Genomic DNA, 25,835 nt, shown 5'->3' with positions numbered 1-25,835 from the left:
TCGGGTCGGTCAGTGGGTGCGGACCGCGACGGCGGTGTACGGCGTGGTGGGGGTCGGCGGTGTGGTGAACCGGGCGTTGGGCAGGTAGAGCCTGCCCAACGACTTGGCGACGGTGGTGGGCACGTCGAAGGTCGGGTCGGTGATGATGCTGGTGAGCGTGCCGGCGGTGCCGGTGTGGTTCAGCCGGACCACAGCGACCTGGTTGAGGCGGTTCTGCACGACGTAGAGGGTGCGGCCGAGCAGGAGCAGTCCGTCGCCGTTGGTGAAGGTGTGGCCCGGCACGTCCACGACGGTGCTCGCGCCGGTCGCCGGGTCGACCCGGTACAGCGTGCCGGTGGTGGACTGGACGACGATCAGCGCCCGGCCGTCCGGTGTGGTGGCGATGCCGTTGAGGTTCACGCCGGTGCCGACCTGCTCGTACGCGCCGGTCAGTGTGATCGTGGTGAAGGCGTCGGCGGGAGGCAGCGCCCCGCCGCGACCGAGCGGCAGCCGGTAGAGCACCGGCCGGTTCGAGTCGGTGAAGTACGCGGCGTCGCGGGTCAGCACGACGTCGTTGACGAACGTCGGGGCGGTGGCGAACTGGTAGCGGGCCAGGACTTCGCCGGTGCGGGTGTCGAGCACGCGCGCGTCGCCAGCCGTGCCGCCGGAGACGAAGAGCCGGCCGCGTGGGTCGACCTTGAGGCCGAGCGACGGCGTGCCGGTGGCCGCGCCGATCGTCGTGCCCCGGCCGGTGACCAGGTCGACGCGCTGGATGGCGCCGGTCGCGCGGGAGCCGAAGTAGGCGTACCGGCCGGCGGTGGCGATGCCCTCGGGCTGGAAGCCGTCGGGAAGGGCGAGGACGGTCGGCGGCCGCCCTGCGGGGTGCGCCTGCGCCGGCGCGACGGCGACGGTGACCAGCATGGCGGCGGTCAACGCGCCGCCGAGCGTGGTGCGGAGGGGGCGGTTCACTGTGCTCCTTCCGGGCGGAAGCGGCACGAGCCGACACGTCCGCCACGTTCACTGGGGCCAGGACCCTCCCCACTGTACGACCGCTGGCGGGCACCCGCCCGGCGTCACCGGCGCGGCCTTCGGGTGACCGCGCCGGTGAGCCCGTCGAGCGGGGCGGCTGTCAGGCGTTGCGGACCAGCCTCCACCGGTTGTCCGCGCTGCCGTTGTCGGAATCCTGCACGGCCTGCGCTCCCCAGGCGGTTGACCCGTTCAGGATCCCGAGCAGCTTGTTGCTGTTGACGTTGCGGATCTTGTAGCTGCCGTCGCCGTTGTCGACGAGGATCCACCGGTGATCGGCGGTGCCGTTGTCGGCCCACTGCAGGACCCGCGCGTTGTCGGCGGTGGACATGTTCTCCACGCCCAGGACCTTGCCGCTGTGCACGTTGCGGAACCGGACCGCGTTGCCGTCGGTGATGACCACCCAGTTGTGGTCCGCGGTGCCGCTGTCGCCCCACTGCACGGCCAGACCGCCGTCGGCGGTGGACATGTTCTGCACGCCGAGGACCAGCCCGGTGCCGACGTTGACCAGGCGGTAGCTGCCGGTGGGGCCGCCGCTTCCGCTGGTGTTCCAGTAGACCGTGTAGTTGTAGCCGTGGGCGTCGTAGAAGGGGGCGAGGTTCACAGTGGACCCGTTGGCGCTGGCGGTGAACGCGAGCGAGCTGGTGCTGGTCCGGGTGATCGAGGAGACGGTGAGGGTGGGCAGGGTGCTCAGGGCTGTGTTGCCGTAGTTGCCGGCCAGCACCGCGGGGCCGTACGTGATCGCGCCGACGTTGGCGTTGTCGTTGGCGGCCTTGATGGCGACCTGCATCGGCAGCCGCACGGTGATGGTGTCGCCTGCGGCCCAGGTGCGGGTGACCGTGGCGTAGCTGCCCGGTGTGGTGGTGACGTTCTCCACAGTGCCGTTGACGGCGATCGTCGCACCGCTGGTCCAGGACGGGATCCGCACCCGGATGCTCCATGAGCCGCTCATCGAGCCGCTCAGGGTCAGGGTGGTGGTGTCACTGACCGGGAAGCTGGTGGTCTGGGTGACGGTGATGCCGCGCTGCGTCCAGTTCAGCACCGACGGCGTGAACAGGTTCACGCTCAGCGTGGTGCCGTTGTAGAAGTAGATGGAGTCCATCAACCTCGTGTTGATCTCCAGGCCGGTGCCCTGGCAGCACCAGAACGAGTTGTAGTCGGTGCTCCAGGTGCCGCCACCCCACGCCGGGCCCACACCCCGACGACCACCCGGCCGCAGCGGGGTGAAGTAGGTGATGTGGCCGCGGCTGTCGGCCGAGTTCTGTCCGCCGATCAGGTGGTTCATCAGCGCGCGCTCGTAGTAGTCGAAGTAGTCCGCCCGGTTCGGGTCGAGCAGCCACAGCTCCCGGGTCAGTTTGAGCATGTTGTACGTGTTGCACTGCTCGCAGGTGTCGTTGGTGAGGTAGCCGGCGATCGCGTTGGGCGGCCGGAAGTGCTCCGCCTGGCTGTTGCCGCCGATGACGTAGGTGTGCGCGCCGACGGTGATGTTCCACGCGTTGCTGGCGATGTTCCGGTAACGGGTGGTCCCGGTGGCCTTGAACTCACGGGCCGCGCCGATCCACTTGGGCACCTGCGTGTTGGCGTGCTTACCGTTGAGCTGGTCCTGGCCGGAGGCCAGCGGGTCGAAGATGGCGGCGTGGTCGAACCGCTGTGCGGTGGCGAGCCACCGGCTGTCGCCGGTCTGCTGGTAGATGTCGGCGAGCACGTCGTTCATGCCCCCGAACTCGGTGCCCAGCATCGACTGCATCTGGCTGGAGCTCAGACGCGACGTCCGGGTGTCGACCCAGCCCGCCAGTGACAGCAGCACCGTACGGGCCTGTGTGTTGCCGATGTAGCGCCAGACGTCGAGCAGCCCGGCGAGGGTCTTGTGGATGCAGTAGTAGGGCACGTTGCCGTTGGACAGCGTCCGTGCCTCGAGCGCGCTGAAGTCGGACTCCGGGAAGCCGGAGAGGTATCCCGCGCCGAAGCCGGCGGCGCCGTTGTTGGCCTGACACTTGGCCAACTCGGCGACCATGTAGTTCGCCTTGTCCCGGCAGGTGGTGTCGCCCAGCACCGCGTACGCGTACGCCCACGCGCTCAGGAAGTGGCCCTGCATGTGGGTCCGGAACGGGAAGTTCGGTGCGTCCCAGCCCCCGTTGGTGGCGGCGCCGTTCGTGGACAGCCGGTGGTTGGCGCGGAAGTTGTAGAGCATCCGGTCGACGTCGACGAACCGCAGGTAGTTGAGCGTCCGAGACTGGTTGTCCATCCAGCGGCCGGAGGTCAGCCGCACCTGACCGAGGTCGAACGCGTACGCCGAGACGCCGATGTCGGACCGGACCGGGGGCACGACGGCGGCGGACGCGCTCCCGGGGGAGACGGCGGTGCCGGCCGCGGAGAGCGCCACTGTGGCTCCGGCGGCCTGAAGCAGGTGGCGGCGGCTGAGGGATGGGGGTGGCATGGGGAACCTCCAGGTGGCCGGGTACGTCGGGGCCGCCATCGATGGCGGGGGATCGTCGGCGGCAGAGGGCCGGCGACGGGTGCGGTGTGGGTGGTGGGACGGGGGCGCCGTGGACGCTGGGTGCCCACCCCTGCGCTTATCGCGGCACATCGATGTGATCGCTAACATAGTTGGTCGTTAACACGCCCGCAACCCCCAAGGCGCCTCGCCGACTCATCCCTCGGAGCGGCTGACCTGGCGTGCCGGGCTCAGATGGCAGCTATGGTCCGAAACGGACACCCGCCGGCCTTGCGACCAGTGGAGCGTAACCGTGCGTGACGGATGTCGAGGACTGCTCTTCCGTTGACGCTCGCCCGGCCGCTCAGTACGGTGCATCGTAACTTATCGATGTCAACGTCGATACATCACTGCTGCGATGTGGTTACGACTGTCATCTCGCACCCGCAAAAATCCAGGTCAGACGGGGGAGGGGTCCTCAGGAACAACCTGTTAGCGCTAACACGTCACCCAGTCAGGCATCGCGCACGGCGCACTCTCTGTGGGAGTAATCGTGAAGGTGGAAGATCGAACCACAACCCGGGCCACCCGCCGGGCCAGGCGGGTCATCGCCTGGCTGGCCAGCATGGCCTGCGTCCTCGCCCTGATCCCCGGTACGGCCAAGGCCGACAACCCCATCGTCCAGAACATCTACACAGCCGACCCGGCGCCGATGGTGCACAACGGCCGGGTGTACCTCTACACCGGACATGACGAGGACGGGTCCACCTACTTCACGATGCGTGAGTGGCGGGTGTACTCGTCCGCGGACATGGTGAACTGGACCGATCACGGCTCGCCAATGAATTTGGCGACGTTCGCGTGGGCGGACGCGAACGCGTGGGCCGGGCAGGTCGTTCCCCGTAACGGGAAGTTCTACTGGTACGTGCCGGTGCGCCAGCGCTCCAACGGGCAGATGGTCATCGGCGTCGGGGTGGCGGACAGCCCGACCGGGCCATTTCGCGACGCGCTCGGTCGGCCACTGGTCGGCAACAACGAAATCGACCCGCACGCGTTCATCGACGATGACGGGCAGGCCTATCTGTACTGGGGTAACCCGGGTCTGTGGTACGTGAAGTTGAACCCGGACATGATTTCGTTCTCCGGCAGCGCGACGCGTATCCCGCTCACCACGGCGGGGTTCGGTACCCGTAGCGGTAACGCGAGTCGGCCGACCCTCTACGAGGAGGGGCCGTGGGTGTTCAAGCGCAACGGGTTGTATTACAACGTGTTCGCGGCGGAGTGTTGCTCGGAGTTCATCGCGTACTCCACGGCCACGGGACCGACGGGGCCGTGGACATATCGGGGAACGATCATGCCGCGGCAGGGCGCCAGTTTCACCAATCACGCGGGTGTGATCGATTTCCAGGGTGGTTCGTATTTCTTCTATCACAACGGCGCACTGCCCGGTGGCGGTGGTTACACGCGTTCGGTCGCTGTGGAGAAGTTCAGTTACACCAGCAATGGTCTGTTCCCGACGATCACGATGACGAGTACGGGTGCCCCGCAGGTGGGCACGTTGAACCCGTACGTGCGGCAGGAGGCCGAGACGATCGCGTGGGGCTCGGGGATCGAGACCGAAGTGTCCAGCGAGGGCGGGATGAACGTCGGCTGGATCGAGAACGGCGACTACATCAAGGTCAAGGGCGTCGCGTTCGGCGCGGGTGCGACAGCGTTCAGCGCCCGGGTCGCGTCGGCAACCAGCGGCGGCCGGATCGAGGTACGCCTCGACAGCGCCAACGGCCCGACCGTGGGCACCTGCACCGTGGGTGGCACCGGCGGCTGGCAGACCTGGACCACCAGCACCTGTTCGGTCAGCGGAGCGACCGGCACCCATGATCTCTACCTGCGCTTCGCCGGCGGCAGCGGCAACCTGTTCAACATCAACTGGTGGCAGTTCGGCGGCACCGGCGGCGGCAGCGCCACCAACCTGATCACCAACGGCGATGTGGAGAACGGCACGACGGGCTGGGGTGTGCACGGCAGCGGAACGCTCGCCAGGAACACCACAGTCGCGCACGGCGGTACCGGGTCGCTGTCCATCACCGGCCGGACCGGCGCCTGGAACGGCCCCAGCCAGGACGTGACCAGCAAGCTCACCAACGGCAAGAGCTACACCACGAACGTCTGGGTACGAGCACAGGGCGGCACCCCGTCGGCGAAGGCGACACTGTCGCTGACCGCGAACGGCACGACGAACTACCTCCAGCTGACCCCGGCGGTCGGGGTGAACGTCAACGGTTGGACCCTGCTCACCGGCACCACGACCGTGTCGTGGAGCGGCACCCTGACCAGCGCCGCCTTCTACGTCGAGACGGCCGAGGGCACCGACAGCCTCCTCGTCGACGACGCCTCGTTCCAGTGACGGGTGCTGCCGGAGCCGTGCTCGGCGCGGCTCCGGCAGCACGGCGACGTGCCCGGCCACTGCGACGGGGCGACAGGTGCCAGGCGTGGTTGGTGACGACTTGACGAACGGCATGTTATCGCTCACAGTCGATGGTTGAGGGCGGCCGCACCTGTGGTTCACCGGGCGAACCTGCTGTGGCACCTCGACCCGTGACGTCCGCCCAGGGCATGCCGGACGTCGGGTCAGGACTTTCCCGCACCCGCTGCCGCGACGGCGACCGTTGCTGACGTCTCCGATGTCGCAGGAGCAGATTCGGGCGTGCGTCTCCATCGCTGCACCACCACAGAGAAGGAATCCGCATGAATCACAGAAGAGCCCTGCGAGCGGCGGTGACCATCGCCGTTACCGGCGCCCTCGCCGCCGGTATGACGTTGACGCTGACCTCCACGGCCAGCGCCGGCACGACCCTCCGGGCCTCGGCGGCCGAGAAGGGCCGCTACTTCGGCGCGGCCGTCGCGACGGGCAAGCTTTCGACCAGCGTGTACGCGACCATCCTGAACCGTGAGTTCAACAGTGTCGTGGCCGAGAACGAGATGAAGTGGGACGCCACCGAGCCGCAGCAGGGTCGGTTCAGCTACACCGGTGGTGATCGTCTGGTCAGTCACGCGCAGGCCAACGGCATGAGCGTGCGGGGTCATGCGCTGCTGTGGCACCAGCAGCAGCCGGGCTGGGCGCAGGGCATGTCCGGCAGCGCGTTGCGGAACGCGGCGATCAACCACGTCACGCAGGTGGCGACGCACTTCCGAGGCAAGATCCACTCGTGGGACGTGGTGAACGAGGCGTTCGCCGACGGCGGTAGTGGCGGGCGTCGGGACTCGAACCTTCAGCGCACCGGGAACGACTGGATCGAGGCGGCGTTCCGGGCGGCGCGGGCGGCGGATCCGGGTGCGAAGTTGTGTTACAACGACTACAACACCGACGGGATCAACGCGAAGTCGACGGGCATCTACAACATGGTGCGGGACTTCAGGTCCCGTGGCGTGCCGATCGACTGCGTGGGTTTCCAGTCGCACCTGGGCACCTCGCTGGCCGGTGACTACCAGGCCAACCTGCAGCGTTTCGCTGATCTCGGTGTGGATGTGCAGATCACCGAGTTGGACGTGATGACCGGTGGCAACCAGGCCAACATCTTCGGCGCCGTCACCCGCGCCTGCATGAACGTCTCCCGCTGCACCGGCATCACGGTGTGGGGGGTGCGGGACTGCGACTCGTGGCGTGGGTCCGACAACGCCCTGCTGTTCGACTGCAACGGCAACAAGAAGGCCGCGTACACCAGCGTTCTGAACGCCCTCAACGCCGGCCCCGCCATCCCCACGGACCCGCCGACCACCCCGCCGCCGGGAACCGGTGGCTGCTCGGCGTCGGTGTCGCTGAACTCGTGGACGGGCGGTTTCGTGGCCACCGTGAAGGTGACCGCCGGCTCCGCCGGAACGAGCGGGTGGAACGTCAGCGCCACGCTTGCGAGCGGTGCCAGTGTCACGAACACCTGGAGCGCGACGGCCAGTGGCTCCAGCGGCACGGTCCGGTTCGCCAACGTGGACTACAACGGCCGGCTCGGCGCGGGCCAGGTCACCGAGTTCGGCTTCCAGGGCACGGGCAGTGGGGCCGGCATCACGCCGACCTGCACCGCCTCCTGAGCACGACTGACTGACCGCACACGTCGGCCGGTGTGGGGGACCGATACTGGTCCTCCACACCGGCCGACGTCGTGTCGCGACGATCAGGTCGATCAGGAGTACGGAAGCCGCAGCACCGACTGATTGCCGATGCCCACAGTGGTCGGGTTGTTGCCGATAGCCGACCACACCTCCACCCGGACCGTGCCGTTGCTCAGCGCGCCCAACGTGCCGGTGGCCGAGGACAGGCCGGCGTTCTGGGTGTAGTGCTCGTAGCCGGTGACCGGGTCGGTGGCGAAGTAACGCAGCGTCTCCACCCGTTCCCAACTGCCGTTGCCGGTGAGGTCGTAGGAGATCCGCACCTGCACGCCGTTGCCGACCGCCGTCCCGGCGTCCACGAACAGGTCGAACGCCGTCTGCCCGCCGGCGTAGGCGAGGTTGAGGCCGGTCGCCGTGAAGACCTGGGCGTTGGTGGGCGTACCGTCGTGGTTTCCGTTCGCCGCCGCGACCGTCGTCGTGGCCGCGCTACCGGCGGCGCCCAACCCACCGCCGGGCAACAGGTACCGCGTCGGGTTGCCCGGCGTCGGCGGCGGGGTGGTCGTCGGCGGCGGGTCTGTCGGCGTCGTCGGGGGGACGCCGCCGGCCGCGTTGCCACCACTCCAGGTGTACGCCCCGGTCGTGGCCGTCTTGCCGGCTCCCACGGTGAGCGTGGTGCCGTTGGAGAACGTCACAGTGATCGGCGCCGCCGTCGGGTTCGACGCCACGTAGGTGCGAGCCCCGTTGCGGGAGAGGACCGCGGACAGCGGATGGTTGCCGGTCACGGTCGTGTCGACATTGCCGAGGGCCGCGAGGTTGCGGATCCAGTGGAACGTGTGTGCCCGACTCTCGCCCTCCTCCGGGGTGTAGCCCGGGTTCGCGCGGAGGTTCGCCAGTGCCGTGTCGGGGTCGCCGAGGGCCTGGAACTGCCAGAGGATGTCCTGCCACACTGTCGGTTGTCCGCCGTTGTTGCGGACGAGCTCGGCGTAGTTGGTCCGCACGTACGCCGGGTTGTTGCCCAGGTAGAGGTGACCGCCGGTGACCGGGAGCAGGTTGATGCCCTGGATCATCTCCGGCTCGCCACTGAACCAGGTGGCGTACGCGCCGCCGTCGCCCCAGACCATGCCGACCGTCGAGTGCCCGAACGCGCTGGGGAAGTTCTGGTCGCTGACGTCGAACCAGTACTCCTGGATGGCCGCGGCCTGCGTGGTGTAGAGGAAGACGCCGGCGTCGCGGACTGCCGTGTCGCCGGTCGTCTGCCCCCACTGGATCAGGGCGCTCGCGAAGTTCATCCCCTCCGACGAGGACTCCTGGTTGTTGCCGGAGCCGAAGGACCCGTGCCCGGACGCCCAGTCGTGGCCGGCGTAGATGTCGAAGTCCCGCAGGTACGGGAAGCGGGTGTCGTCGCGACGGTAGTTGTTGGCGTCCCGGATCAGCAGGTCGACCATCCCGCCGTAGCGGCTGGTGGCCGCCCAGGTCGGGTCGAACTTCGCCAGGGTCGCGGCAGCGGCGATGTAGTAGCCGTAGTGGAAGTGGTGGTCGTTGAGCTCCTGGTCGGACCCGTACGACGCCGGGTAGCCGATCAGGGTGCCCCAGTTGTTGTCGTAGTAGAAGACCCGGCTGGTCTTGCCGCTGGACGCGGTGAACCAGTCGGTGAGCGTGCTGCGGATCGCGTTCAGCGCGCTGTCGCGCGTCGTGACGTCGTTGACCTGGTCGGCGATCTCGGCGATCCGCGCGGCCCGGCCGAGCCCCTTGCCGGTCCAGTAGGTGTCGTTGCCACGTTGGTCCATCGGGTTGGCGCGGGTGGCGGCCAGGTGCCCGGTGAGCGTCGCCAGGTCGCCACCGCTGCCGTCGCCGACGGCCGGCAGCTCCGGCAGGATGCCCTGGAACTTCATGGCGGTGCGGAACTGGTTGACGCCGGTGAGCACCTTCATCCGGCCGCGCGCCGACGGGTAGGTCGGCGTGATCGCGGTGGAGCCGCTCAGCGACTTCCACTGGTGCGGGTAGAGGCTGACCACCGTCTGCGTGGCGGTGCCCTCCCGGGCGGTAGTGGTGAACGCGTATGTGGTGGTCAGGCCGCTGGTCGCGGGGTTGTAGGCGTACGAGACCTGGGTGCCGGTCACGTGGGCGTGGGCGTACCGGCCGTAGGTAGCGGCCAGCGCGGCGCGCTCGGTCGCGCTCGACGTCGGGGGCAGGAGGGCGACGGAGAAGTAACCGCGACCGGCCAGGGTGGACGAGATCCGACCCGACGCCACGGTCCAGCTGGCGCCGCTGGGCGCGAACCCGACGTAGTCGTGGCCGTTGACCCGGAAGCCGATGGTGGCGCCGCTGTTGGACCAGACGTCGGGGGTGCCGGCGGTGCTGATCTGCGCGTTCCCGCCGGTGGTCTGGAAGTACGCGAAGGGCAGACCGTGGCCGATGGTCGCGCGCATGGTGCGCGTTCCGTCGCTCCAGTGCGGGCTGACCGTCCAGTCCGTCCAGCCGTCGACCTTGACCAGGGGTGCGGCGAGCCCGGCCACACCGACCCGGATGTCCTGCACGTACGGGTAGTGGAACTCACCGACGCCGGTGGCGGTGCCGCTGATGGCGGGAGTGGAGTTGGCGGAGAAGCCGAGCCCGTCACCGAAGGTGTCGTACGAGATCGGGTGGGCGTGCAGCGGTTCGCTGAAGGAGCAGTCGGTGCGCTTCCACAGCAGGGAGGACCACCAGTCGTTCGTGGGTATCGGACCGGTGGGCGCGTTGGCGGTGGCGAACTGCCGGGGGTTGCTGGACATCGCGCCGCAGCCGCTGGGGAGCGGGCCGACCGGGGTGGTGGTGTAGCTGCCGGCGCCGACGGGTGCGGCTTCGGCCGCGCGGGTGACGGGGATGGCGAGGCCGCCGACGACCAGGGCCAGCGCGGTGGCGGCGGCCAGGGCCCATCGGCGGTGGGGGACGGGAGGTTTCATCGTGCCTCCATCGCGCGCGCCGGGTGCGGCCCTTGCCGGGTCCAGCGCTTTGCGTCTGAATTGGGGGGAAGGTCAGGTGAGAGAGCGCTCTCTCGGCAACGGTAATGGAGTACCGAGATCCCCGTCAATGTGTCCAACCCGTTGCGTGCTGATGTCGCTATTTGCCGGCGGCGGCACGGTCCCCCAGCGGTTCGCCCTCACGGTCGCTCACCAGCGAGTCCGGCACACGCATCCGCCACGCGTCGGTCACCAGCTCGGTCAGCCGGTCCAGGTCGACAGCCGCCAGGCGCAGCAGCACCAGGGGCAGGCCGTGGTAGCCGGGCGTGGTGAAGAAGATCTCGGGCTCCCCGAGCAGGAGAGCCTGCTTCTCGGCCTCGTCGCCGACGAACAGCACAGCGATGTCGAGCCGGATCACCCGAGGCTTGCCCGGTATCCGCTCCGGATAGGACCAGACGAAACCCTTGTCGGCCACCCGGAAGTCGAAGCCGTCACTGGGAATCTCCACCGTGTGCGGCAGGGCCAACGCCACCCGGCGTACGTCGTCCGCGTCAGCCACCGAACCCCCTCGCACCGCGCACCATCCGCATGCGCCGAGATTACGCGGTGGACAGCTCGACGGCTGTGGCGCCGACGATCGCCCGTTCGCCGTTCTCCTGGACATAGCCGACCACGCTCGCGTTCCGCGGATCGAGATCAGGTGGCGTGGCCAGCTCCATCTGCCCCCGCTCGGCGTCCAGGCCCACCGACCGGAAGGCGCGTACGACGTTGTCCTGCCGCAGCGTCCGCCCGGCGTTCTCGCCCCGGGCGATGTCGCTGGTCAGATCCCGTTCCACGACCGCCACGTGCAACACCGCGCGCTCCGGCGGCCGTTCGGCCCGGTAGTCCACCATCACCCGGTCATTGCCCAGGTTGGCGATGGAGAGCGTCAGTGGTGTGGTGGCGGTCGCGGCCACGGCGGACATGATCGCGCCGGCCGCCCGCCGGCGATCGGAACCGACGAACTCGACGGTGCCGTTGACGACCATCTGTGGGGTGTACAGACCTCGGGTGCCGAACGCGCGGGCGTACGCCTCCTGCCGCGCGGTGTACGCCGCGTCCGCGAACTGGTCGGGCCAGCCCAGGTCGTCCCAGTAGTCGACGTGGAAACCGAGGGCGAAGACGTTCTGTCCCCGGTCCCGTGCGTCGCGCTCGATCTCGCTCAGCAACTCCTCCGCGGGAGGGCAGCTGTTGCAGCCCTGGGACGTGAACATCTCGACGACGGCGAAGCCGCCGTCGGCCGATGGATTCGTCATGGTGGCGTGTCTCCTCCCACGGTCTGGCCGGCGGCGCTGCGTTCCCGTTTCGGCAGCGACAATGCGCGGGGCGCCGCGTCCCTGCCGGCCTCGCCGGGAGCGCCGCCAGGCCGGGTGGTTGGATGGTCGGGTGCAGTTCACCGTGACAGACGCGCCGGCGCGGGAGCGTTTCGAGGCGCGCGACGAGTCGGGCGCGGTCGTCGGGTTCGTCACCTACCAGCTGACCGGCGCGATCATCGCCTACACCCACACCGAGGTCGATCCGGCGTACGAGGGCAAGGGCGTCGGGTCGACGCTGGCGCGGGCCGTGCTGGACGACGCCCGGGGCAAGGGTCGGACCGTCGTGCCGATCTGCCCGTTCATCGCCGACTGGGTGGTCAAGCACCCGGAGTACGAGAGCATCGTGGTCCGGTCCACCCGCAAGATCAAATAAGCGCGCGCCGCCGGGCGTTGTCAGGCGTCCGGTAGGAGCGTGGCGGCGAGGGTGCGGGCGGTCGCGGTCAGGGTGTCGATGTCCAGCCCGGTCCGCCCCATGAACACCAGCCCCTGCTGCGCGGCGAGCAGCGCGCGCGCCGTCTCCACCGGGTCGGCGTCGCGCGGTAGGTCACCCTCGTCCTGGGCCCGCCCGACGCTCTCGGCGACCAGGGCGGTTGTCGCCTCGTAGGTGCGCCGCGCCTCGGCGAGAACGTCGGGGTCGCTGGTGGCGAGTTCGTACGTGCTGTTGGCCATGAGGCAACCGCGCCGAGCGGCGGCTCCGCCCGGGTCGTTCACCGGCGCCATGACGAACGCGCGCAGCGCGTCCAGGGCGCGGGGAGCGGACGCGAGCATCTCGCGCAGGTAGCCGCCGCTGGTGTCGGTGTATTCCCGCAGCGCCCGCAGGAACAACCGGTGTTTGTCACCGAAGGCGCCGTAGAGGCTGCCCTTGCCCAGCCCGCTGACGCGCACCAGGTCTTCCAGCGAGGTCGCCGCGTAGCCGGCGTCCCAGAACTGGTCCCGGACGGCGCGGATCACCTGCTCCTCGTCGAACTGTCGTGGCCTGGCCATGTGACCAGCGTAGCAATTATTGACCGATCGGTCCACCAAACGTATGGTGGACCGATCAGTCAATAACCAGATCGCCTGGAGGACCAACCCATGACACAGCCTCTTGCCGGCAAGGTCGCCCTCGTCACCGGCGGTTCCCGCGGTCTCGGCGCGGCCACGGCCCGCGCTCTGGCCGACGCCGGCGCGGACGTCGCCATCACCTACGTCGGCTCCGCCGACAAGGCCGCCGCCGTCGTGGAGGAACTGGAGGGCCGGGGGGTACGCGCCCTCGCCCTGCAGAACGACCAGGCGGACAGCTCCCGCGCACCGCAGCTGATCAACGACGTCGTCACCCGGCTCGGCGGCCTGGACATCCTGGTCAACAACGCCGCGATCTCCCTGGAGCAGGGCAGGACGGTCGACGACCCGGACGTCGACGTGGCCATCCTGGACCGGATGCACGCCACCAACTACACCGGCGTCATCGCGATCATCCGCGCGGCGGCGAAGGTGCTGCGCGACAACGGGCGGATCGTCAACATCGGCTCCGGAATCGGCACCCGCGTCGGGGTACCCGGCCTCGCCGACTACGCCGCGACCAAGGCCGGGTTGGTCGGCTACACCCGCGGTGTCGCCCGCGACCTGGCGCCGCGCGGCATCACCGTCAACATGCTGCAGGCCGGGCTGATGTTGACCGGGATGGAGCCACCGTCCCCGGACATGCTCAAGGGCATGGTGTCCAGCCTCGCGATCCAACGGGTCAGCGACCCCGCCGAGACCGCCGCGGCCATCGTGTTCCTGGCCAGCCCCGCGGCCTCGTACATCACCGGGGCCGTGCTTGACTCCAACGGCGGATACACCGCCTGAGCCCCGCCCCTCCGCAGCCCCGTCGGGAGACCCCAACGATGACAGCCGCCACTTTCCGTGCCCTGCACCACGACCGTGCCGCCGGCGACCCGCTCGTCCTGCCGGGCCCCTGGGACGCCGCCAGTGCCCGGGTGCTGGCCGACGCCGGTTACCCGGCGCTCGCCACCCCGAGCGCGGGTGTCGCCGCCTCGCTCGGCTACGAGGACGGCGCGACCCCGCCGGACGAGATGTTCGCGGCGGTCGCCCGCATCGTCCGCGCCGTGTCCGTTCCCGTGTCCGCGGACGTCGAGGGCGGTTACGGCCTCGCCCCTCGCGAGCTGGTCGGGCGGCTGTTGGAGGCCGGCGCCGTCGGCTGCAACCTGGAGGACTCGGAGGGACACGCCACCCTCAAGGACCCGCGGCGGCACGCCGACTGGCTTGCCGAGGTACGCGCGGAGGCGGGCGACGATCTCTTCATCAACGCGCGCGTCGACACCTTCCTGGTCGGGACGGGTGACCCGGCCGACGCGGTGGAACGCGCCCGCCTCTACGTGGCGGCCGGCGCCGACTGCGTCTACCCGATCCTGGCGCCACCACAGGTGCTCCCGCAGCTGCGGGAGGGCATCTCCGGGCCGATCAACATGGCCGCCGGACCGGACCGGGAGCCCGTGGCCGAGCTGGGCCGGCAGGGCGCCACACGCATCACCTTCGGCCCGGGCATGCAGCGGTACGCGATGGCGTCGATCGGCGACCTCGCGGCCGAGCTGCGCGCCTGAGGCTGCACGTCACTCCCGCGCTAACGCGGCGCAGCCGCGCGGCCTGGGGTTCCTGCAAGTCGGGGTGTCCGGGGCGGGTGGATGGCGCGGTTTCCTGAAAGCCGAGTCGATCACCGAGACGGTGGCGTGGGGGATTCTCGGCAGCTACGGGCGAGCCCCCGGCGCGCCGTCGAAGTGACGGCTGCCGGGGGCTCGAAAACAGGCGGTCAGGCCTGGTTGCCGTTCGGCAGCACTGCCGCCATCTCCTCGCCGGCGCCGGCGAGCACGCGCGCCTGCTGCGGCCAACTGGCCAGCCCCGGTGCGGCGCGCAGGCCGGCGGCCCGGATCAGGTCGCGCAGCGCCGGCTCGTCCAACTCGCCGAGCTGGCCGTACGTGCGCACGCCAGCGTGCTGCAACGCGGCCGCCATCTTCGGCCCGACTCCCTGAATCCGGCGGAAGTCGTCGGCCGGGCCCGTCGGGTCGGCGTCGACGCTGCTGATCGTCGTGTCGGAGCCCGACCGGACCGGAGGGGTCGCGGTGCTGACCGGCCGGACCGGAGGCGTGGCCACCGTCGACCGCTCGGCCTCCGCAGCGTCGACTGCGGAATCGGCCTGGGCCGGCTCGGCGTTCACGGAGTCGGCCTGCGCCGGATCGGCGGCCGACGGATCGGCGGTCGCCGGTGCCTCTGCCGGGTCCACAGTCGTGGCCTTGGTCTCCACATCGTCGGCCGCGCCGACGGAGGCCGGCGCGTCGTCGGCCGGCGTCGTGTCGGCGGGCGCGCTGTCGACGGTGGTGGCCGCGACCGGCGCGTCGTTGGCGGGCGGGAGGTCGTCCGCGGGCTGCCGGGGAGAGACCACGGCGGCGGCCGGGGCGGGCTGCTCGTCGACAGTGACCGGCTCGGGGGTCGATTCCTGACGCAGTTCCTCGACGTCGGACTGCTCGGTCGCCGGTACCGGTGGCGGGTCCTCGGTCAGCGCCATGTCCGCCGGGTCGGCGGTGTTCGGTGCGTCCGCCGGCACGGGCACCGGCGTGGGACCGTCCGGTCCGGTCACCGCGGCTGGCGCGCTGACCGTGTCGACCGGCACCGGCTCGTCGGCGACCGCGGCGGGTGCCGGGTCGACGGCGGCCGCGGGCCGGGCCTCGTCGGTGGTGGCAGCGGGCGTGGGCGTTTCGATGACGGCCAGGCCGGCGACGGGGTCACCATCCACTATCGAATTGCCCTGTACGCCCCGCCGGCCGCGCAGCAGCCACCCGGCGGCCAGGCCCAGCAACAGTGCCAGCACCAGTATCAGCGAGTGTCCGAAAGACCACGCCACGGCGAACCTCCCTCTCAGCTCGTTGGAAAAGTCACGAGAAAAACTCGCCGCAGCTTCGCACACGCGTGTTGCCGGCGAGAGAGAGGATCGGCCGACAGCGTTGAGGGTGGGCCAGCCACCTCAGTCGGTGCCTGCCGGGTGACACAGCGTCGCCCAATCACACCAGAATCCGACAGGTTGAGACGAGGACCGGAAAGACCGTGACCTGGCAGGGCCCGGACGCGATGAGATCGAGCCGGGTACGGAACGGACCTCGGCGAGACCGACCCGGCACAACCGCGCCGGACATGATGCGACCCGGGCCCGGCGAGGGACGCCGAGCCCGGGTCGGGCGATGCGGGGTTCAGTCTCAGTCACCCTCGTAGGTGTGGAATTCGTCGACGAACCGGCGCCGGAGCGGCGGCACCCGGCTGGTCACTCCGAAGTAGCCGCGCGCGCCGAGCAGCGCGAGCCGGCCCACCACCGGCCGGTACATCCGGTCGTCGCCGTTGGTGCCGCTGCGGTTCAACGACTCGGCGACCCGGGCGAAGCCGTACGGCGCCATCACCGCCTCGTAGTCGGCGACCGCCTGGAGCAGTGTCTTGTCGCCGGCGGTGGCGCGGCTGAGCTGCGCGCAGAGCAGGCGGGCGTCGCGCAGCGCGGTGTTCGCGCCCACGCCGCGACCCGGGGTCATGGTGTGGATGGCGTCGCCGAGCAGGGTGACGGTGCTGCTCTTCCAGGGCGGCACCGGCTCGGAGGTGGACACCTTGATCGGTAGGGCGCTGGCCGGGTCCGCGTGGGCGAGCAGTTCCCGCAGGTGCGGGTGCCAGTTCGAGGTGAGGTTCAGGGCGACCTGCACCAGGTCCTCGCCGCGGCGTTCCATGATGTCGGCCGGGAACCGGTTGGCCGCACTCCAGATGATCAGGTTGATGTTGTCGGTGGTGGTGTCGTGGGCCAGGCCGGGCCAGTCCCGGAGCCGGGCGGCGTCGGCCTCGCTGACGCCGGGCTTGATCGCACGGTCGGCGTCCCACTTGAACTCCATGACGTGCAGCACGCCCATCATCCCGCCGACGCCGAAGATCAGCGAGATGCCCTGCTGAACCCGCTCCGGAATGAGACCGCTGGTGTGCGGGGTCAGCGGGATCCGGGTGGCGATGTTGATCGTCCCGGCGTCGCGGGTGACGGCGTGCGGCAGGTACTGGCGGCGTACGGCGGAGTGCGTGCCGTCGGCCGCCACCAGCAGGTCGCCGGTGGCGCTGGTGCCGTCGGCGAAGTGCGCGGTGACCGTGCCGTCGTCGCGTTGCTCGTACCGGGTGAAGGTCTTGTCGAACTGCACCACGTCCTCCAGGCCGGTCAGCAGCACCTGGCGCAGCACCATCCGGGCCACCGAGTGTTCGGTGCGTACCGGGTCGGCGCTCGGCCGCAGCCCGAACGTCGCGGTCTGGCGGAGCCTCTGGGTGACGACGTTGAAGTAGTGCGGCGGCCGGGCGCAGGTGGCCAGGAAGGTGGCGAACAGTTCGGGGGGCAGGCACTCCCGTAGCGCCCGGCTACCGGTGGGGCCGATGCCGACCCGGTAGCCGAGCAGCCCTTCGGTGCGGTCGCGGTGTCGTTCGTAGACGGCGACGCTGATCCCGGCGCGGCGCAGGCCGTGCGCCAGGCACAGCCCTCCCGTGCCGGCGCCGATGATCAGGACGTGCGGCGGCGCGGCGGACATGTCAGCCGGCCGGGTGCGCGGCGGGCGCCTCGCTGCTGGCCGGTCGTGGAGCGGGCGCGTCGGCGCTGGCTGGGCGCGCAGTGGGCGCCTCGGCCGCGTCCCACCGGTAGAAGCAGCCAGCGATCGCGTCCCGGGGGGAGCGCCAGGTCGGCAGGTACGGCGACGTGTGCGCGGAGAGCCGCTCGTTGACCTGCTTGAAGAGCGGGTGGTTGCGGGCCGCCGCGAGCGCGTCCGGGTCGACGTCGTCCGAGGTCTCCAGCAGGTGTACGCACAGGTCGTGCAGGCAGTACAGGGATCGGTGCGTGACGCCGGTCAGGCCGGGGAGTTCAGTGGCGTCGGATTCGGCGAAGATCTGCGCGACCCGCCCCTCCGCTCCTGGGATGATCCGGCTGACGATCAGTAGACGACTCATGGGACCCCTTCCGCCGGTGGCCTGCCCGACCCCTCGGGGACCGGTGCCACGTGCTCTGTGCGCCCACCGTGCCGCAGCACCTGTCACATCACCGTCACGTACGCCGGGCGGTCGGTGACGGGCGGCGCGTCACGTACGCCGGACGGCGGGTGACGGGCGGTCGGTGATGGCCTCGCGGCTGGCCTGCCGGATCGGGGCGAGCGTGTCGTCGAGCAGGGCGCTCATGGCGGGGCTCGGCTCCAGCCGCAACTCCCGGCGCAGGAGGTCCCGGTAGACGTAGAAGGCGTGCACCGCTTCGAAGGCGTTGCCCTCGGCCAGGTGGATGCGGACCACCAGCCGGTGTGGTGTCTCCCGTAGCGGCTCGGCGGCCATCGCCTCCAGCGCCGCTTCGAGGGCCTCGCCGTGCCGCCCCGCGGCCAGGTGGTGCCCGGCTACCTGTTCCAGCATGTGCAGGCGCAGTTGGCGCAGGCGCTCCCGGTCCAGTAGCACCCAGTCGTCGTACCAGCCGGGGAGGAGGTCGTACCGCCCGGCGGCGAGTGCCCCGGCCGCGGTGCGGGGGTCGTCGCCGTCCCGGACCCGGGCCGCGGTGCCGACCAGGTCGTCCACGTCGAGCCGGACCGCCGGGCCGAGGCGTACGGTGTCGCTGGCCACTGTCATCGGGCAGCACGGGTCCTGTCGGAGCCGCCACAGGGCGGTACGTAGGGAGGACAGCGCCCGTTCCTCCGACGCGTCGGGCCAGAGCAGCCCGGCGAGCTGGCTGCGGGTGGCGCCGGGGCGGAGCCCGATCAGCGCGATCACCCGTTGCAGCCCGCGTGGCACCACGACCGGCACGGCCTCGCGGAGGAGTCGGAAGCCTCCGAGCAGGTGCAGTGAGACGCCCTCGTCGGGCGGGTCTCCGGCGGTCGGCACGGACGGATCAGCGGCCACGGCGGCACCCCCTGCGGAACGCTCGTCCCGACTGTCTGCTGTGTCCCGGATCGGTTGCCCGCGACGCCACTGTCGACCCCGCCGACGGAGGCGTGGTCGGGCGCGGCCCCGCCCACCGAGGCCGCCGGGCTGACCAATCTGAAGATTATCAATGATGGTCACGTTGAGTCAACGCCAGCGGCGCCGTCTATTAGTGACAGTCAACCCGAGATCGGTTCTGAACTGCATAAACATCAGCGAGCGGAGAGCGCTGGGCGCATAGCTGATACACAGGTTGCGTCAACGCAGCGTCACCGCCATGCGTCGCTGGTCGGCCCGGCGCGGTGACGCCGCCGTGACGAGGATCGGCGCATCGTGTCGGCAGTCGTCCAGCGCGTCCGGGGGCCACCCGTCGCCGGCCGGACGTCGTGGGGGGAGGCCCAGTATGGAGCGATCGCTGATCGTCGCGAAGGTGGATCCGACCGCCGAGGAGCGAGTCGCCGAGATCTTCGCCGAGTCGGACGCGACGGAGCTGCCGCGCCTGGTCGGTGTCCGGCACCGCTCGCTGTACCGACTGCACGACCTCTACGTGCATCTGCTCGAGACCGCGCAGCCGGCGGAGGGCGCGGTGGAGGCCGCTCGTGACCACCCCGAGTTCGTCCGGGTCAGTGACCGCCTGCGACCGTACGTCTCGCCGTACCTGCCGACCTGGCGCTCGCCGCGCGACGCCATGGCGCGGTGCTTCTACCGGTTCGACGCGCCGGACGCCGGGCGGCGGTCGTGACGGCCACCGCGCCGCATGAAGAGCAGCTCTGGTCCCGCTGCGCCGGATGCGCCAGCCTGCTCTACCGCAAACGGCTGCGCCGCAACCTCGACGTCTGTCCGGAGTGCGGGGAACATGCCCGACTCGGCGCGCCGGAACGCCTGCGCCAGCTGGTCGACCCGGGTTCCCTGCGTCTGCTGCCCGACCTGCTGCCGGAGGCGGACCCGCTCGACTTCGTCGACGTGCTGCCGTACTCGCACCGGCTCACCGGCGCCCGGGCCAGCACCGGCCTGGCCGAGGGGGTCGTCTGCGCCACGGCCACCATCGGTGGGCACCCGGTGGCCCTGGCGGTGATGGATTTCCGCTTCCTCGGCGGCAGCCTGGGCTGCGCGGTGGGCGAGCTGATCACCCGGGCGGCCGAACGGGCGCTGGACGATCGCACTCCGCTCGTCCTGGTCACCGCCTCCGGCGGGGCGCGGATGCAGGAGGGTGCGCTGTCGTTGATGCAGATGGCCACTGTCAGCCAGGCCATCGCCGCGCTGCGCGAGGCGGGGCTGCTCACCGTGAGCGTCCTCACCGACCCGACCTACGGCGGGGTGGCCGCCTCGTTCGCCACCAACACCGACCTGGTGCTCGCCGAGAGCGGCGCGCGGATGGGCTTCGCCGGCCCCCGGGTGATCCGCCAGATCACCGGTCGGGCCCTCCCGGAGGGCTTCCAGACTGCCGACTTCCTGCTCCGACACGGGCAGGTCGACATGGTGGTGCAGCGAAGGTCGCTGCGTGGACGGCTGGTGGCGCTGCTCGCCGCGACCCGCGCCGGCCGTCCGGCGCGTCCGCCCGTACCCCGGCAGGAGCCGGCGTCGCACCGCGAGCGTCTCGCCGACGACGGCCTGGCTCTCGCGCGGCCGGCGGTCGAGGGAGACGCCGGCACCCCGGGAGCGGGCGACACCCCGGCGGTACGCGACGCGTGGGACACCGTCCGGATGGCGCGGCACCCCGGACGACCGACCACACTGGACTACCTGGACTCCGTCTTCGACGGGTTCGTGGAGCTGCACGGCGATCGGCTCGGCGCGGACTGCCCGGCCATCGTCGGTGGAGTGGCGCGGCTGGCCGGCCGGCACGTGATGGTCATCGGCCACCAGAAGGGGCACACCACCGCCGAGCTGGTCGCCCGCAACTTCGGCATGGCCAGCCCCGCCGGGCACCGCAAGGCGCTGCGGCTGATGCGCCTCGCGGCCCGCCTCGGCCTGCCCGTGGTCACCCTCGTGGACACCCCGGGCGCCGACCCCGGAGTGAGCGCCGAGGAGCAGGGCCAGGCGGCGGCCATCGCCGAGAACATCCTCACCCTCACCGTGCTGCCCACCCCCGTGCTCGCGGTGATCACCGGCGAGGGCGGCAGCGGCGGCGCGTTGGCGCTGGCGGTGGCCGACCGGGTGCTGATGCTGGAGAACGCCGTCTACTCGGTGATCAGCCCCGAGGGGTGTGCGGCGATCCTCTGGCCGGACCGTTCCGCGGCGCCGCAGGCGGCCCGCGCGTTGCGACTGACCGCGCCCGACCTGCGTCGGCTCGGGGTGGTCGACGAGGTCGTGTCGGAGCCGACGAGCGCCGCGCACGACGACCCGGCGGAGACCGCCCACCGTTTGCGGGCGGCCCTGCTGGCCAATCTCCTGCCGCTGCTGGACGTGCCGCCCGCCATGCTGGTCCGCCTGCGCCGGCAACGCTTCCGGCGGTTCGGCGCGAACCGCGCCGGCGCCCGGGCGGGCCTGCGATGACCGCCGGTGATGGTGCGCTGTCGACAGTCGACGCGTCCGACGAGGTCGGGGTGGACGGCGAGGAGGCGCTGGCCGGGCTACGCCGGCAGGCGCAGCACCTGATCGCCGAACTGGCCGGGCCGGTGCGCCGGATCCGGCTGCGCAGCGGGCCGGCGGTGCTGGAGGTCGAGTGGCACCCCGAAGACGCGAGCCGACCGGACCTACCCGCCGTACCGGCCCAGGCGACGCCGACGGCGCCGCCGCCAGCGGCGATCCGGCCGCCGGTGCCCGGGCCCGCCGCGGTGCGGGCACCGATCGTCGGCACCTTCTACCGGGCGCCGGAGCCCGGCGCGCGGCCGTTCGTCGCGGTGGGCGACCTGGTCCGCCCGGGCCAGCCGGTCGCCATCGTCGAGGCGATGAAGCTGATGAACGAGGTGACCACCGACCGGGCCGGCCGGGTGGCCGCGATCCTCGTCGAGGACGGCCAGCCGGTCGAGTACGACCAGCCGCTCGTCGAACTGGACCCGGCGTGACGGCGCGGGGTGGTTGACCATGTTCGAGACAGTGCTGATCGCCAACCGGGGCGAGATCGCGCTGCGGGTGCTGCGCGCCTGCAAGGAGCTCGGCGTCCGGACTGCGGTGGTCTACTCCGCCGCCGACGCCGACTCGGCGGCGGTCCGCCTCGCCGACCAGGCCGTCCGGATCGGACCCGCGTCCAGTCGGCGCAGCTACCTCAACGCCGCCGCCATCGTGGAGGCGGCCCGGCAGGTGGGCGCGCAGGCCGTACACCCCGGCTACGGCTTCCTCTCCGAGGACGCCGACTTCGCCGAGATCTGCGCCGACAACGGGCTGACGTTCATCGGCCCCCCACCTGCGGTGATGGCCGCGCTGGCCGACAAGTCCTCGGCACGGGCACTGATGAGCCGCGCCGGCCTGCCGCTGTCGCCGGGCAGTGTCGCGCCGGTGCCGACCGCCGCCGCGGCGGCCGAGGTGGCCGAGGCCGTCGGTTACCCGGTGATCGTGAAGGCCGCCGCCGGGGGCGGGGGCCGGGGGATGACAGTGGTGCACACCCCGGGTGAGCTGCGCCGGGCGTACGCGCGCACCCGGGCCGCCGCGCAGGCCGCCTTCGGCGACGACCGGGTGTACGTCGAGCGGTACCTCACCGAGGCGCGGCACGTCGAGGTGCAGGTGCTCTGCGACGCCCACGGCAACGGCGTGCACCTGGGCACCCGGGACTGCTCGGTGCAGCGCCGGCACCAGAAACTGGTCGAGGAGGCCCCCGCCCCGGCACTGCCCGCCGCCGTTCTCGACACCATCGCCGAGACCGCGCTGCGGGGGGCGCTCGAGGTCGGCTTCGTCGGTGCCGGCACGTTGGAGTTCCTGGTCGACGCCGAGGAGAAGTTCCATTTCCTGGAGATCAACTGCCGGATCCAGGTGGAGCACCCGGTCACCGAGATGGTCACCGGGATCGACCTGGTGCACGAGCAACTGCACATCGCCGCCGGGGTGCCGCTGCGCTGGCGGCAGGAGGAGATCCGCCTGCACGGCGTCGCTGTGGAGTGCCGGGTCAACACCGAGGACCCCGCGCGCGGCTTCGCCCCCACCCCGGGACGGTTGGAGCGGTTCACCCCGCCCGGCGGCCCGTTCACCCGGGTGGACACCCACGCCAGCGCCGGATACCTGGTCGGCCCCTGGTACGACTCCCTGCTCGCCAAGGTGATCGTCTGGGCGCCCGACCGGGAGTTGGCCCTCAACCGCCTGGAGCGGGCCCTGGACGAGTTCGACATCGCGGGTCCGGGCGTGCACACCACCATCCCGTTCGTCCGGCGGGTGCTCGACGACGCCGCATTCCGCAAGGGCCGCTACACCACCGGCCTGGTCGACCGCCTGCTCGCCGCCCCGGCGCGGGGGCCGGCGGCCACTCCCGCACCGCGCACCGCGCCCGCCGCAGATCCCGACGCAACCCACAGGAGGACCCGATGACCGTCACCCATGGTCGCCCGATGACCGCCGAGATCACCGACATCCTGGTGGCGCACTGCGGGCTGGACGCCGACGCCGCGGCCCGGGCGCCCGCCGCGTCGCTGGAGGAGTTGGGCATGGACTCGCTCGCCCTGCTGGAACTGTCGGCGGTCGTATCCGACCGCTGGCAGGTGAGCATCCCCGAGCAGGCCGGGCAGCTGAGCATCCCCGCCGTGGCCGACCTGGTCGCCCGCCGCGCCGACCCGCCCGGGCACACCGAGAACAGCGTGGTCATCCAAGCGCCGCTGGGCCTGGTCTGGGAGGTCACCAACGACGTGGCGAACTGGACCGAGCTGTTCACCGAGTACGCCGTGGTGGAGATCCTGCACCGCGAGGGGCACACGGTGCGGTTCCGGCTCACCATGTACCCCGACGAGAACGGGGTGTCCTGGAGTTGGGTCAGCGAGCGCACCGCCGACCCGGTGAGCAGGCAGGTGCGGGCGCACCGGGTGGAGACCGGGCCGTTCGAGTACATGCGCATCCACTGGCGTTACACCGAGGAGGCCGACGGCACCCGGATGACCTGGACGCAGGACTTCGCGATGAAGCCGACCGCGCCGGTCGACAACGCGGCGATGACCGAGCGGATCAACACCAACAGCGTGATCCAACTCGCGGTGATCAAGGACCGGTTGGAGCGGATCGCCTGGCAGCGCGCCGACCAGGGCAGCACGACCGCCAGCGACGCGCCGACGGGAGCCGACGATGAGTGACCTGAGCACCCGCCCGATCGCCGCCCGGGACGTACCCGCCGACCGCCGTCGCGGCGGTGAGCTGCGGGTGCTGCTCGGCCCCCGCACCGTCGGCAGCACCTCGGGCTTCCTCGGGGTGGCCACCCTCGAACCGGGGGAGCGGATCGCCGAGCACTACCACCCGTACAGCGAGGAGTTCCTGTACCTGGTGCGGGGCGCGATCACCGTCGACCTGGACGACCAGCCGACGCTGCTGGCCGCCGGCGAGGGGCTGTTCGTACCGGTGAACGTGCGGCACCGGCTGCGCAACACCGGCGTCGAGCCGGCCGAGGTGGTCTTCCACCTGGGCCCACTCGCCCCCCGGCCCGAGCTGGGTCACGTCGACACCGAGCTTGTCGAACAGCGGGGCACGTCGTGAGCGCGAGGAGTGAGCCGGGTTTGCGAGCCCCGCAGTCGCGAACCATCGATGGCAGCGTGAGCGCGAGGAGTGAGCCGGGTTTGCGAGCCCCGCAGTCGCGAACAGAGGTGACTCGATGACCGGGCGCCGCACGGTGGTGACCGGGATTGGGGTGGTCGCCCCGGGCGGCGCCAGCCGGGACCGCTTCTGGAAGACCATCACCGAGGGGCGGACCGCCACCCGGCGGATCAGCTTCTTCGACCCGTCGGCGTTCCGATCGCAGATCGCGGCGGAGTGCGACTTCGACCCGGTGGCGGCGGGGCTCAGCGAGGCCGAACTGCGGCGGGCCGACCGGTACGTGCAGTTCGCGCTGGCCTGCTCCGCCGAGGCGGTGGCCGACGCCCAGTTGGTGCTCACCGACGCGGAACGGGACCGGGCCGGAGTGGTGCTGGGCACGGCGGTCGGCGGCACGATGGCGTTGGAGCAGGAGTACGTCACAGTGAGCGAGCACGGCCGGCGCTGGCTCGTGGACGGGGCGCGCGGTGGCCCGTACCTCTATCAGGCGTTGGTGCCCAGCAGCCTTGCGGCGGACGTGGCCTGCCGGCACGGGTTGCACGGCCCGGCGCAGGTGGTCTCCACCGGTTGCACCTCCGGTATCGACGCCATCGGGTACGCCCACCAGATGATTGTGGACGGTGAGGCGGACGTGATGCTGGCCGGCGCGGCCGACTCGCCGATCTCGCCGGTCACTGTTGCCTCGTTCGACGCGATCAAGGCGACCAGCCCGGACAACGACGACCCGGCCCACGCCTCCCGCCCGTTCGACGCCGACCGGCACGGATTCGTGCTGGCCGAGGGCGGGGCGGTGCTGGTGCTGGAGGAGGCTGGGCACGCCCGGCGGCGCGGGGCGCACATCTACTGCGAGGTGGCCGGCTACTCCAGCCGCAGCAACGGCTTCCACATGACCGGGCTGAGGCCGGACGGGCTGGAGATGGGCCTCGCCGTCACCGACGCGCTCAAGCAGGGCCGGATCCTGCCCGAGCAGGTCTCCTACATCAGCGCGCACGGCTCGGGCACCCGGCAGAACGACAGGCACGAGACGGCCGCGTTCAAGCGAGCGCTGGGCCAGGCCGCGTACCGGGTACCGATCAGCTCGATCAAGTCGATGGTGGGGCACTCGCTCGGCGCGATCGGGTCGATCGAGATGGCCGCGTGCGCCCTCGCCATCGAGTTCGGTGTGGTGCCGCCGACAGCGAACTGGAGCACCCGGGACCCGGAGTGCGACCTGGACTACGTACCCAACGAGGCGCGGGAGGTCCCGGTGGACGTCGCCCTCTCGGTGGGCAGCGGGTTCGGCGGTTTCCAGTCGGCGATGGTCTTCCGCCGGATGCTCGGCACGGTGGCGGCGTGAGTGAGCGTAGCGAGCGAACCATCAGGCACAGCAGCGTGGCGTCTCGCGCCGGCGCGGAGCGAAGCGGAGTG

Annotated in this window: 22 protein-coding genes; 12 read left to right on the top strand and 10 right to left on the bottom strand. The window is 71.1% G+C overall.

The features are described from left to right. Positions 1-9: 9 nt before the first annotated feature. Positions 10-948 (bottom strand): SMP-30/gluconolactonase/LRE family protein, encoded by a 939-nt coding sequence (locus OH804_RS12520; RefSeq protein WP_406065215.1) that lies wholly within the window; start codon positions 946-948, stop codon positions 10-12. 160 nt (positions 949-1,108) lie between these two features. Beyond that, positions 1,109-3,442, bottom strand: a complete 2,334-nt coding sequence (locus OH804_RS12515) for a beta-L-arabinofuranosidase domain-containing protein (RefSeq protein WP_406065213.1) — start codon at positions 3,440-3,442, stop codon at positions 1,109-1,111. A 550-nt stretch (positions 3,443-3,992) separates the two neighbouring features. On the opposite strand from OH804_RS12515, the gene OH804_RS12510 reads away from it, so the two are divergent. Together OH804_RS12510 and OH804_RS12505 are read left to right on the top strand one after the other, a co-directional pair. Further along, positions 3,993-5,843, top strand: a complete 1,851-nt coding sequence (locus tag OH804_RS12510; protein ID WP_372432996.1) for a family 43 glycosylhydrolase — start codon at positions 3,993-3,995, stop codon at positions 5,841-5,843. Positions 5,844-6,184: 341 nt separating this feature from the next. Then, positions 6,185-7,522 carry an endo-1,4-beta-xylanase gene (locus tag OH804_RS12505; RefSeq protein WP_406065211.1) on the top strand — a complete coding sequence of 446 codons (1,338 nt, stop codon included), beginning with the start codon at positions 6,185-6,187 and terminating at the stop codon, positions 7,520-7,522. Positions 7,523-7,614: 92 nt separating this feature from the next. On the opposite strand, the gene OH804_RS12500 is transcribed toward OH804_RS12505, so the two are convergent. The 3 genes from OH804_RS12500 to OH804_RS12490 all read right to left on the bottom strand — a co-directional run bounded on the left by OH804_RS12500 (position 7,615) and on the right by OH804_RS12490 (position 11,774). Next, positions 7,615-10,482 (bottom strand): glycosyl hydrolase, encoded by a 2,868-nt coding sequence (locus OH804_RS12500; RefSeq protein WP_406065209.1) that lies wholly within the window; start codon positions 10,480-10,482, stop codon positions 7,615-7,617. Positions 10,483-10,639: 157 nt separating this feature from the next. Then, entirely contained in the window at positions 10,640-11,038 is a 399-nt protein-coding gene (locus OH804_RS12495; protein ID WP_406065207.1) for an MmcQ/YjbR family DNA-binding protein, read from the bottom strand. Between the two features lie 40 nt (positions 11,039-11,078). After that, on the bottom strand, positions 11,079-11,774 hold the full coding sequence (locus OH804_RS12490) for a DUF1223 domain-containing protein (RefSeq protein ID WP_406065205.1): 696 nt from the start codon (positions 11,772-11,774) through the stop codon (positions 11,079-11,081). 130 nt (positions 11,775-11,904) lie between these two features. Between OH804_RS12490 and OH804_RS12485 the strand changes: the two genes are divergently transcribed. Continuing rightward, the gene (locus tag OH804_RS12485) at positions 11,905-12,207 is read left to right on the top strand and encodes a GNAT family N-acetyltransferase (protein ID WP_196922942.1); all 303 of its coding nucleotides are present in this window, start codon (positions 11,905-11,907) and stop codon (positions 12,205-12,207) included. Between the two features lie 20 nt (positions 12,208-12,227). On the opposite strand, the gene OH804_RS12480 is transcribed toward OH804_RS12485, so the two are convergent. Next, entirely contained in the window at positions 12,228-12,818 is a 591-nt protein-coding gene (locus tag OH804_RS12480; RefSeq protein WP_196922943.1) for a TetR/AcrR family transcriptional regulator, read from the bottom strand. A 90-nt stretch (positions 12,819-12,908) separates the two neighbouring features. On the opposite strand from OH804_RS12480, the gene OH804_RS12475 reads away from it, so the two are divergent. After that, a complete protein-coding gene (locus tag OH804_RS12475; protein WP_406065202.1) occupies positions 12,909-13,664 on the top strand; it encodes an SDR family NAD(P)-dependent oxidoreductase in 756 nt (251 codons plus the stop codon). 38 nt (positions 13,665-13,702) lie between these two features. Further along, a complete protein-coding gene (locus OH804_RS12470; RefSeq protein WP_406065200.1) occupies positions 13,703-14,419 on the top strand; it encodes an isocitrate lyase/phosphoenolpyruvate mutase family protein in 717 nt (238 codons plus the stop codon). A 206-nt stretch (positions 14,420-14,625) separates the two neighbouring features. On the opposite strand, the gene OH804_RS12465 is transcribed toward OH804_RS12470, so the two are convergent. From OH804_RS12465 to OH804_RS12450, 4 genes are all read right to left on the bottom strand, one after another. Beyond that, positions 14,626-15,714: a hypothetical protein gene (locus tag OH804_RS12465; protein WP_406065198.1), complete on the bottom strand. Its 1,089-nt coding sequence runs from the start codon at positions 15,712-15,714 to the stop codon at positions 14,626-14,628. Between the two features lie 349 nt (positions 15,715-16,063). Beyond that, entirely contained in the window at positions 16,064-17,407 is a 1,344-nt protein-coding gene (locus OH804_RS12460; RefSeq protein WP_196922946.1) for an NAD(P)/FAD-dependent oxidoreductase, read from the bottom strand. Position 17,408: 1 nt separating this feature from the next. Next, positions 17,409-17,819 (bottom strand): TcmI family type II polyketide cyclase, encoded by a 411-nt coding sequence (locus tag OH804_RS12455; protein WP_231392645.1) that lies wholly within the window; start codon positions 17,817-17,819, stop codon positions 17,409-17,411. A gap of 129 nt (positions 17,820-17,948) precedes the next feature. Next, the gene (locus OH804_RS12450) at positions 17,949-18,746 is read right to left on the bottom strand and encodes a BTAD domain-containing putative transcriptional regulator (RefSeq protein ID WP_406065195.1); all 798 of its coding nucleotides are present in this window, start codon (positions 18,744-18,746) and stop codon (positions 17,949-17,951) included. A gap of 424 nt (positions 18,747-19,170) precedes the next feature. Between OH804_RS12450 and OH804_RS12445 the strand changes: the two genes are divergently transcribed. From OH804_RS12445 to OH804_RS12415, 7 genes are all read left to right on the top strand, one after another. Further along, positions 19,171-19,509, top strand: a complete 339-nt coding sequence (locus OH804_RS12445; protein WP_406065193.1) for a TcmI family type II polyketide cyclase — start codon at positions 19,171-19,173, stop codon at positions 19,507-19,509. Beyond that, on the top strand, positions 19,506-21,263 hold the full coding sequence (locus OH804_RS12440) for an acetyl-CoA carboxylase carboxyltransferase subunit alpha (protein ID WP_406065191.1): 1,758 nt from the start codon (positions 19,506-19,508) through the stop codon (positions 21,261-21,263). Before OH804_RS12445 ends, OH804_RS12440 begins: the two co-directional genes overlap by 4 nt. Continuing rightward, entirely contained in the window at positions 21,260-21,775 is a 516-nt protein-coding gene (locus OH804_RS12435) for a biotin/lipoyl-containing protein (protein WP_196922950.1), read from the top strand. Before OH804_RS12440 ends, OH804_RS12435 begins: the two co-directional genes overlap by 4 nt. Positions 21,776-21,794: 19 nt before the next feature. After that, entirely contained in the window at positions 21,795-23,225 is a 1,431-nt protein-coding gene (locus OH804_RS12430; protein ID WP_196922951.1) for an acetyl/propionyl/methylcrotonyl-CoA carboxylase subunit alpha, read from the top strand. Then, positions 23,222-23,977, top strand: coding sequence for an SRPBCC family protein (locus OH804_RS12425; RefSeq protein ID WP_196922952.1), 756 nt, complete (start codon positions 23,222-23,224; stop codon positions 23,975-23,977). Before OH804_RS12430 ends, OH804_RS12425 begins: the two co-directional genes overlap by 4 nt. Then, positions 23,970-24,374 carry a cupin domain-containing protein gene (locus OH804_RS12420; protein ID WP_196922953.1) on the top strand — a complete coding sequence of 135 codons (405 nt, stop codon included), beginning with the start codon at positions 23,970-23,972 and terminating at the stop codon, positions 24,372-24,374. The genes OH804_RS12425 and OH804_RS12420 overlap by 8 nt, the downstream gene beginning before the upstream one ends. A gap of 115 nt (positions 24,375-24,489) precedes the next feature. Beyond that, the gene (locus OH804_RS12415) at positions 24,490-25,764 is read left to right on the top strand and encodes a beta-ketoacyl synthase (RefSeq protein ID WP_196922954.1); all 1,275 of its coding nucleotides are present in this window, start codon (positions 24,490-24,492) and stop codon (positions 25,762-25,764) included. Positions 25,765-25,835: the final 71 nt, after the last annotated feature.

This window comes from Micromonospora sp. NBC_00860 (assembly GCF_045207375.1).
Classification (GTDB): Bacteria; Actinomycetota; Actinomycetes; order Mycobacteriales; family Micromonosporaceae; genus Micromonospora; species Micromonospora vinacea.
This window is presented reverse-complemented; position numbering and strand designations above follow the sequence as displayed.

What these genes read in the sequence shown, in the direction of transcription:
- OH804_RS12455 (WP_231392645.1), bottom strand. Translation starts at nt 17,819, where the DNA reads ATGAGTCGTCTACTGATCGTCAGCCGGATCATCCCAGGAGCGGAGGGG.
- OH804_RS12435 (WP_196922950.1), top strand. Translation starts at nt 21,260, where the DNA reads ATGACCGCCGGTGATGGTGCGCTGTCGACAGTCGACGCGTCCGACGAG.
- OH804_RS12460 (WP_196922946.1), bottom strand. Translation starts at nt 17,407, where the DNA reads ATGTCCGCCGCGCCGCCGCACGTCCTGATCATCGGCGCCGGCACGGGA.
- OH804_RS12430 (WP_196922951.1), top strand. Translation starts at nt 21,795, where the DNA reads ATGTTCGAGACAGTGCTGATCGCCAACCGGGGCGAGATCGCGCTGCGG.
- OH804_RS12470 (WP_406065200.1), top strand. Translation starts at nt 13,703, where the DNA reads ATGACAGCCGCCACTTTCCGTGCCCTGCACCACGACCGTGCCGCCGGC.
- OH804_RS12445 (WP_406065193.1), top strand. Translation starts at nt 19,171, where the DNA reads ATGGAGCGATCGCTGATCGTCGCGAAGGTGGATCCGACCGCCGAGGAG.
- OH804_RS12490 (WP_406065205.1), bottom strand. Translation starts at nt 11,774, where the DNA reads ATGACGAATCCATCGGCCGACGGCGGCTTCGCCGTCGTCGAGATGTTC.
- OH804_RS12420 (WP_196922953.1), top strand. Translation starts at nt 23,970, where the DNA reads ATGAGTGACCTGAGCACCCGCCCGATCGCCGCCCGGGACGTACCCGCC.
- OH804_RS12500 (WP_406065209.1), bottom strand. Translation starts at nt 10,482, where the DNA reads ATGAAACCTCCCGTCCCCCACCGCCGATGGGCCCTGGCCGCCGCCACC.
- OH804_RS12475 (WP_406065202.1), top strand. Translation starts at nt 12,909, where the DNA reads ATGACACAGCCTCTTGCCGGCAAGGTCGCCCTCGTCACCGGCGGTTCC.
- OH804_RS12480 (WP_196922943.1), bottom strand. Translation starts at nt 12,818, where the DNA reads ATGGCCAGGCCACGACAGTTCGACGAGGAGCAGGTGATCCGCGCCGTC.
- OH804_RS12505 (WP_406065211.1), top strand. Translation starts at nt 6,185, where the DNA reads ATGAATCACAGAAGAGCCCTGCGAGCGGCGGTGACCATCGCCGTTACC.
- OH804_RS12425 (WP_196922952.1), top strand. Translation starts at nt 23,222, where the DNA reads ATGACCGTCACCCATGGTCGCCCGATGACCGCCGAGATCACCGACATC.
- OH804_RS12415 (WP_196922954.1), top strand. Translation starts at nt 24,490, where the DNA reads ATGACCGGGCGCCGCACGGTGGTGACCGGGATTGGGGTGGTCGCCCCG.
- OH804_RS12515 (WP_406065213.1), bottom strand. Translation starts at nt 3,442, where the DNA reads ATGCCACCCCCATCCCTCAGCCGCCGCCACCTGCTTCAGGCCGCCGGA.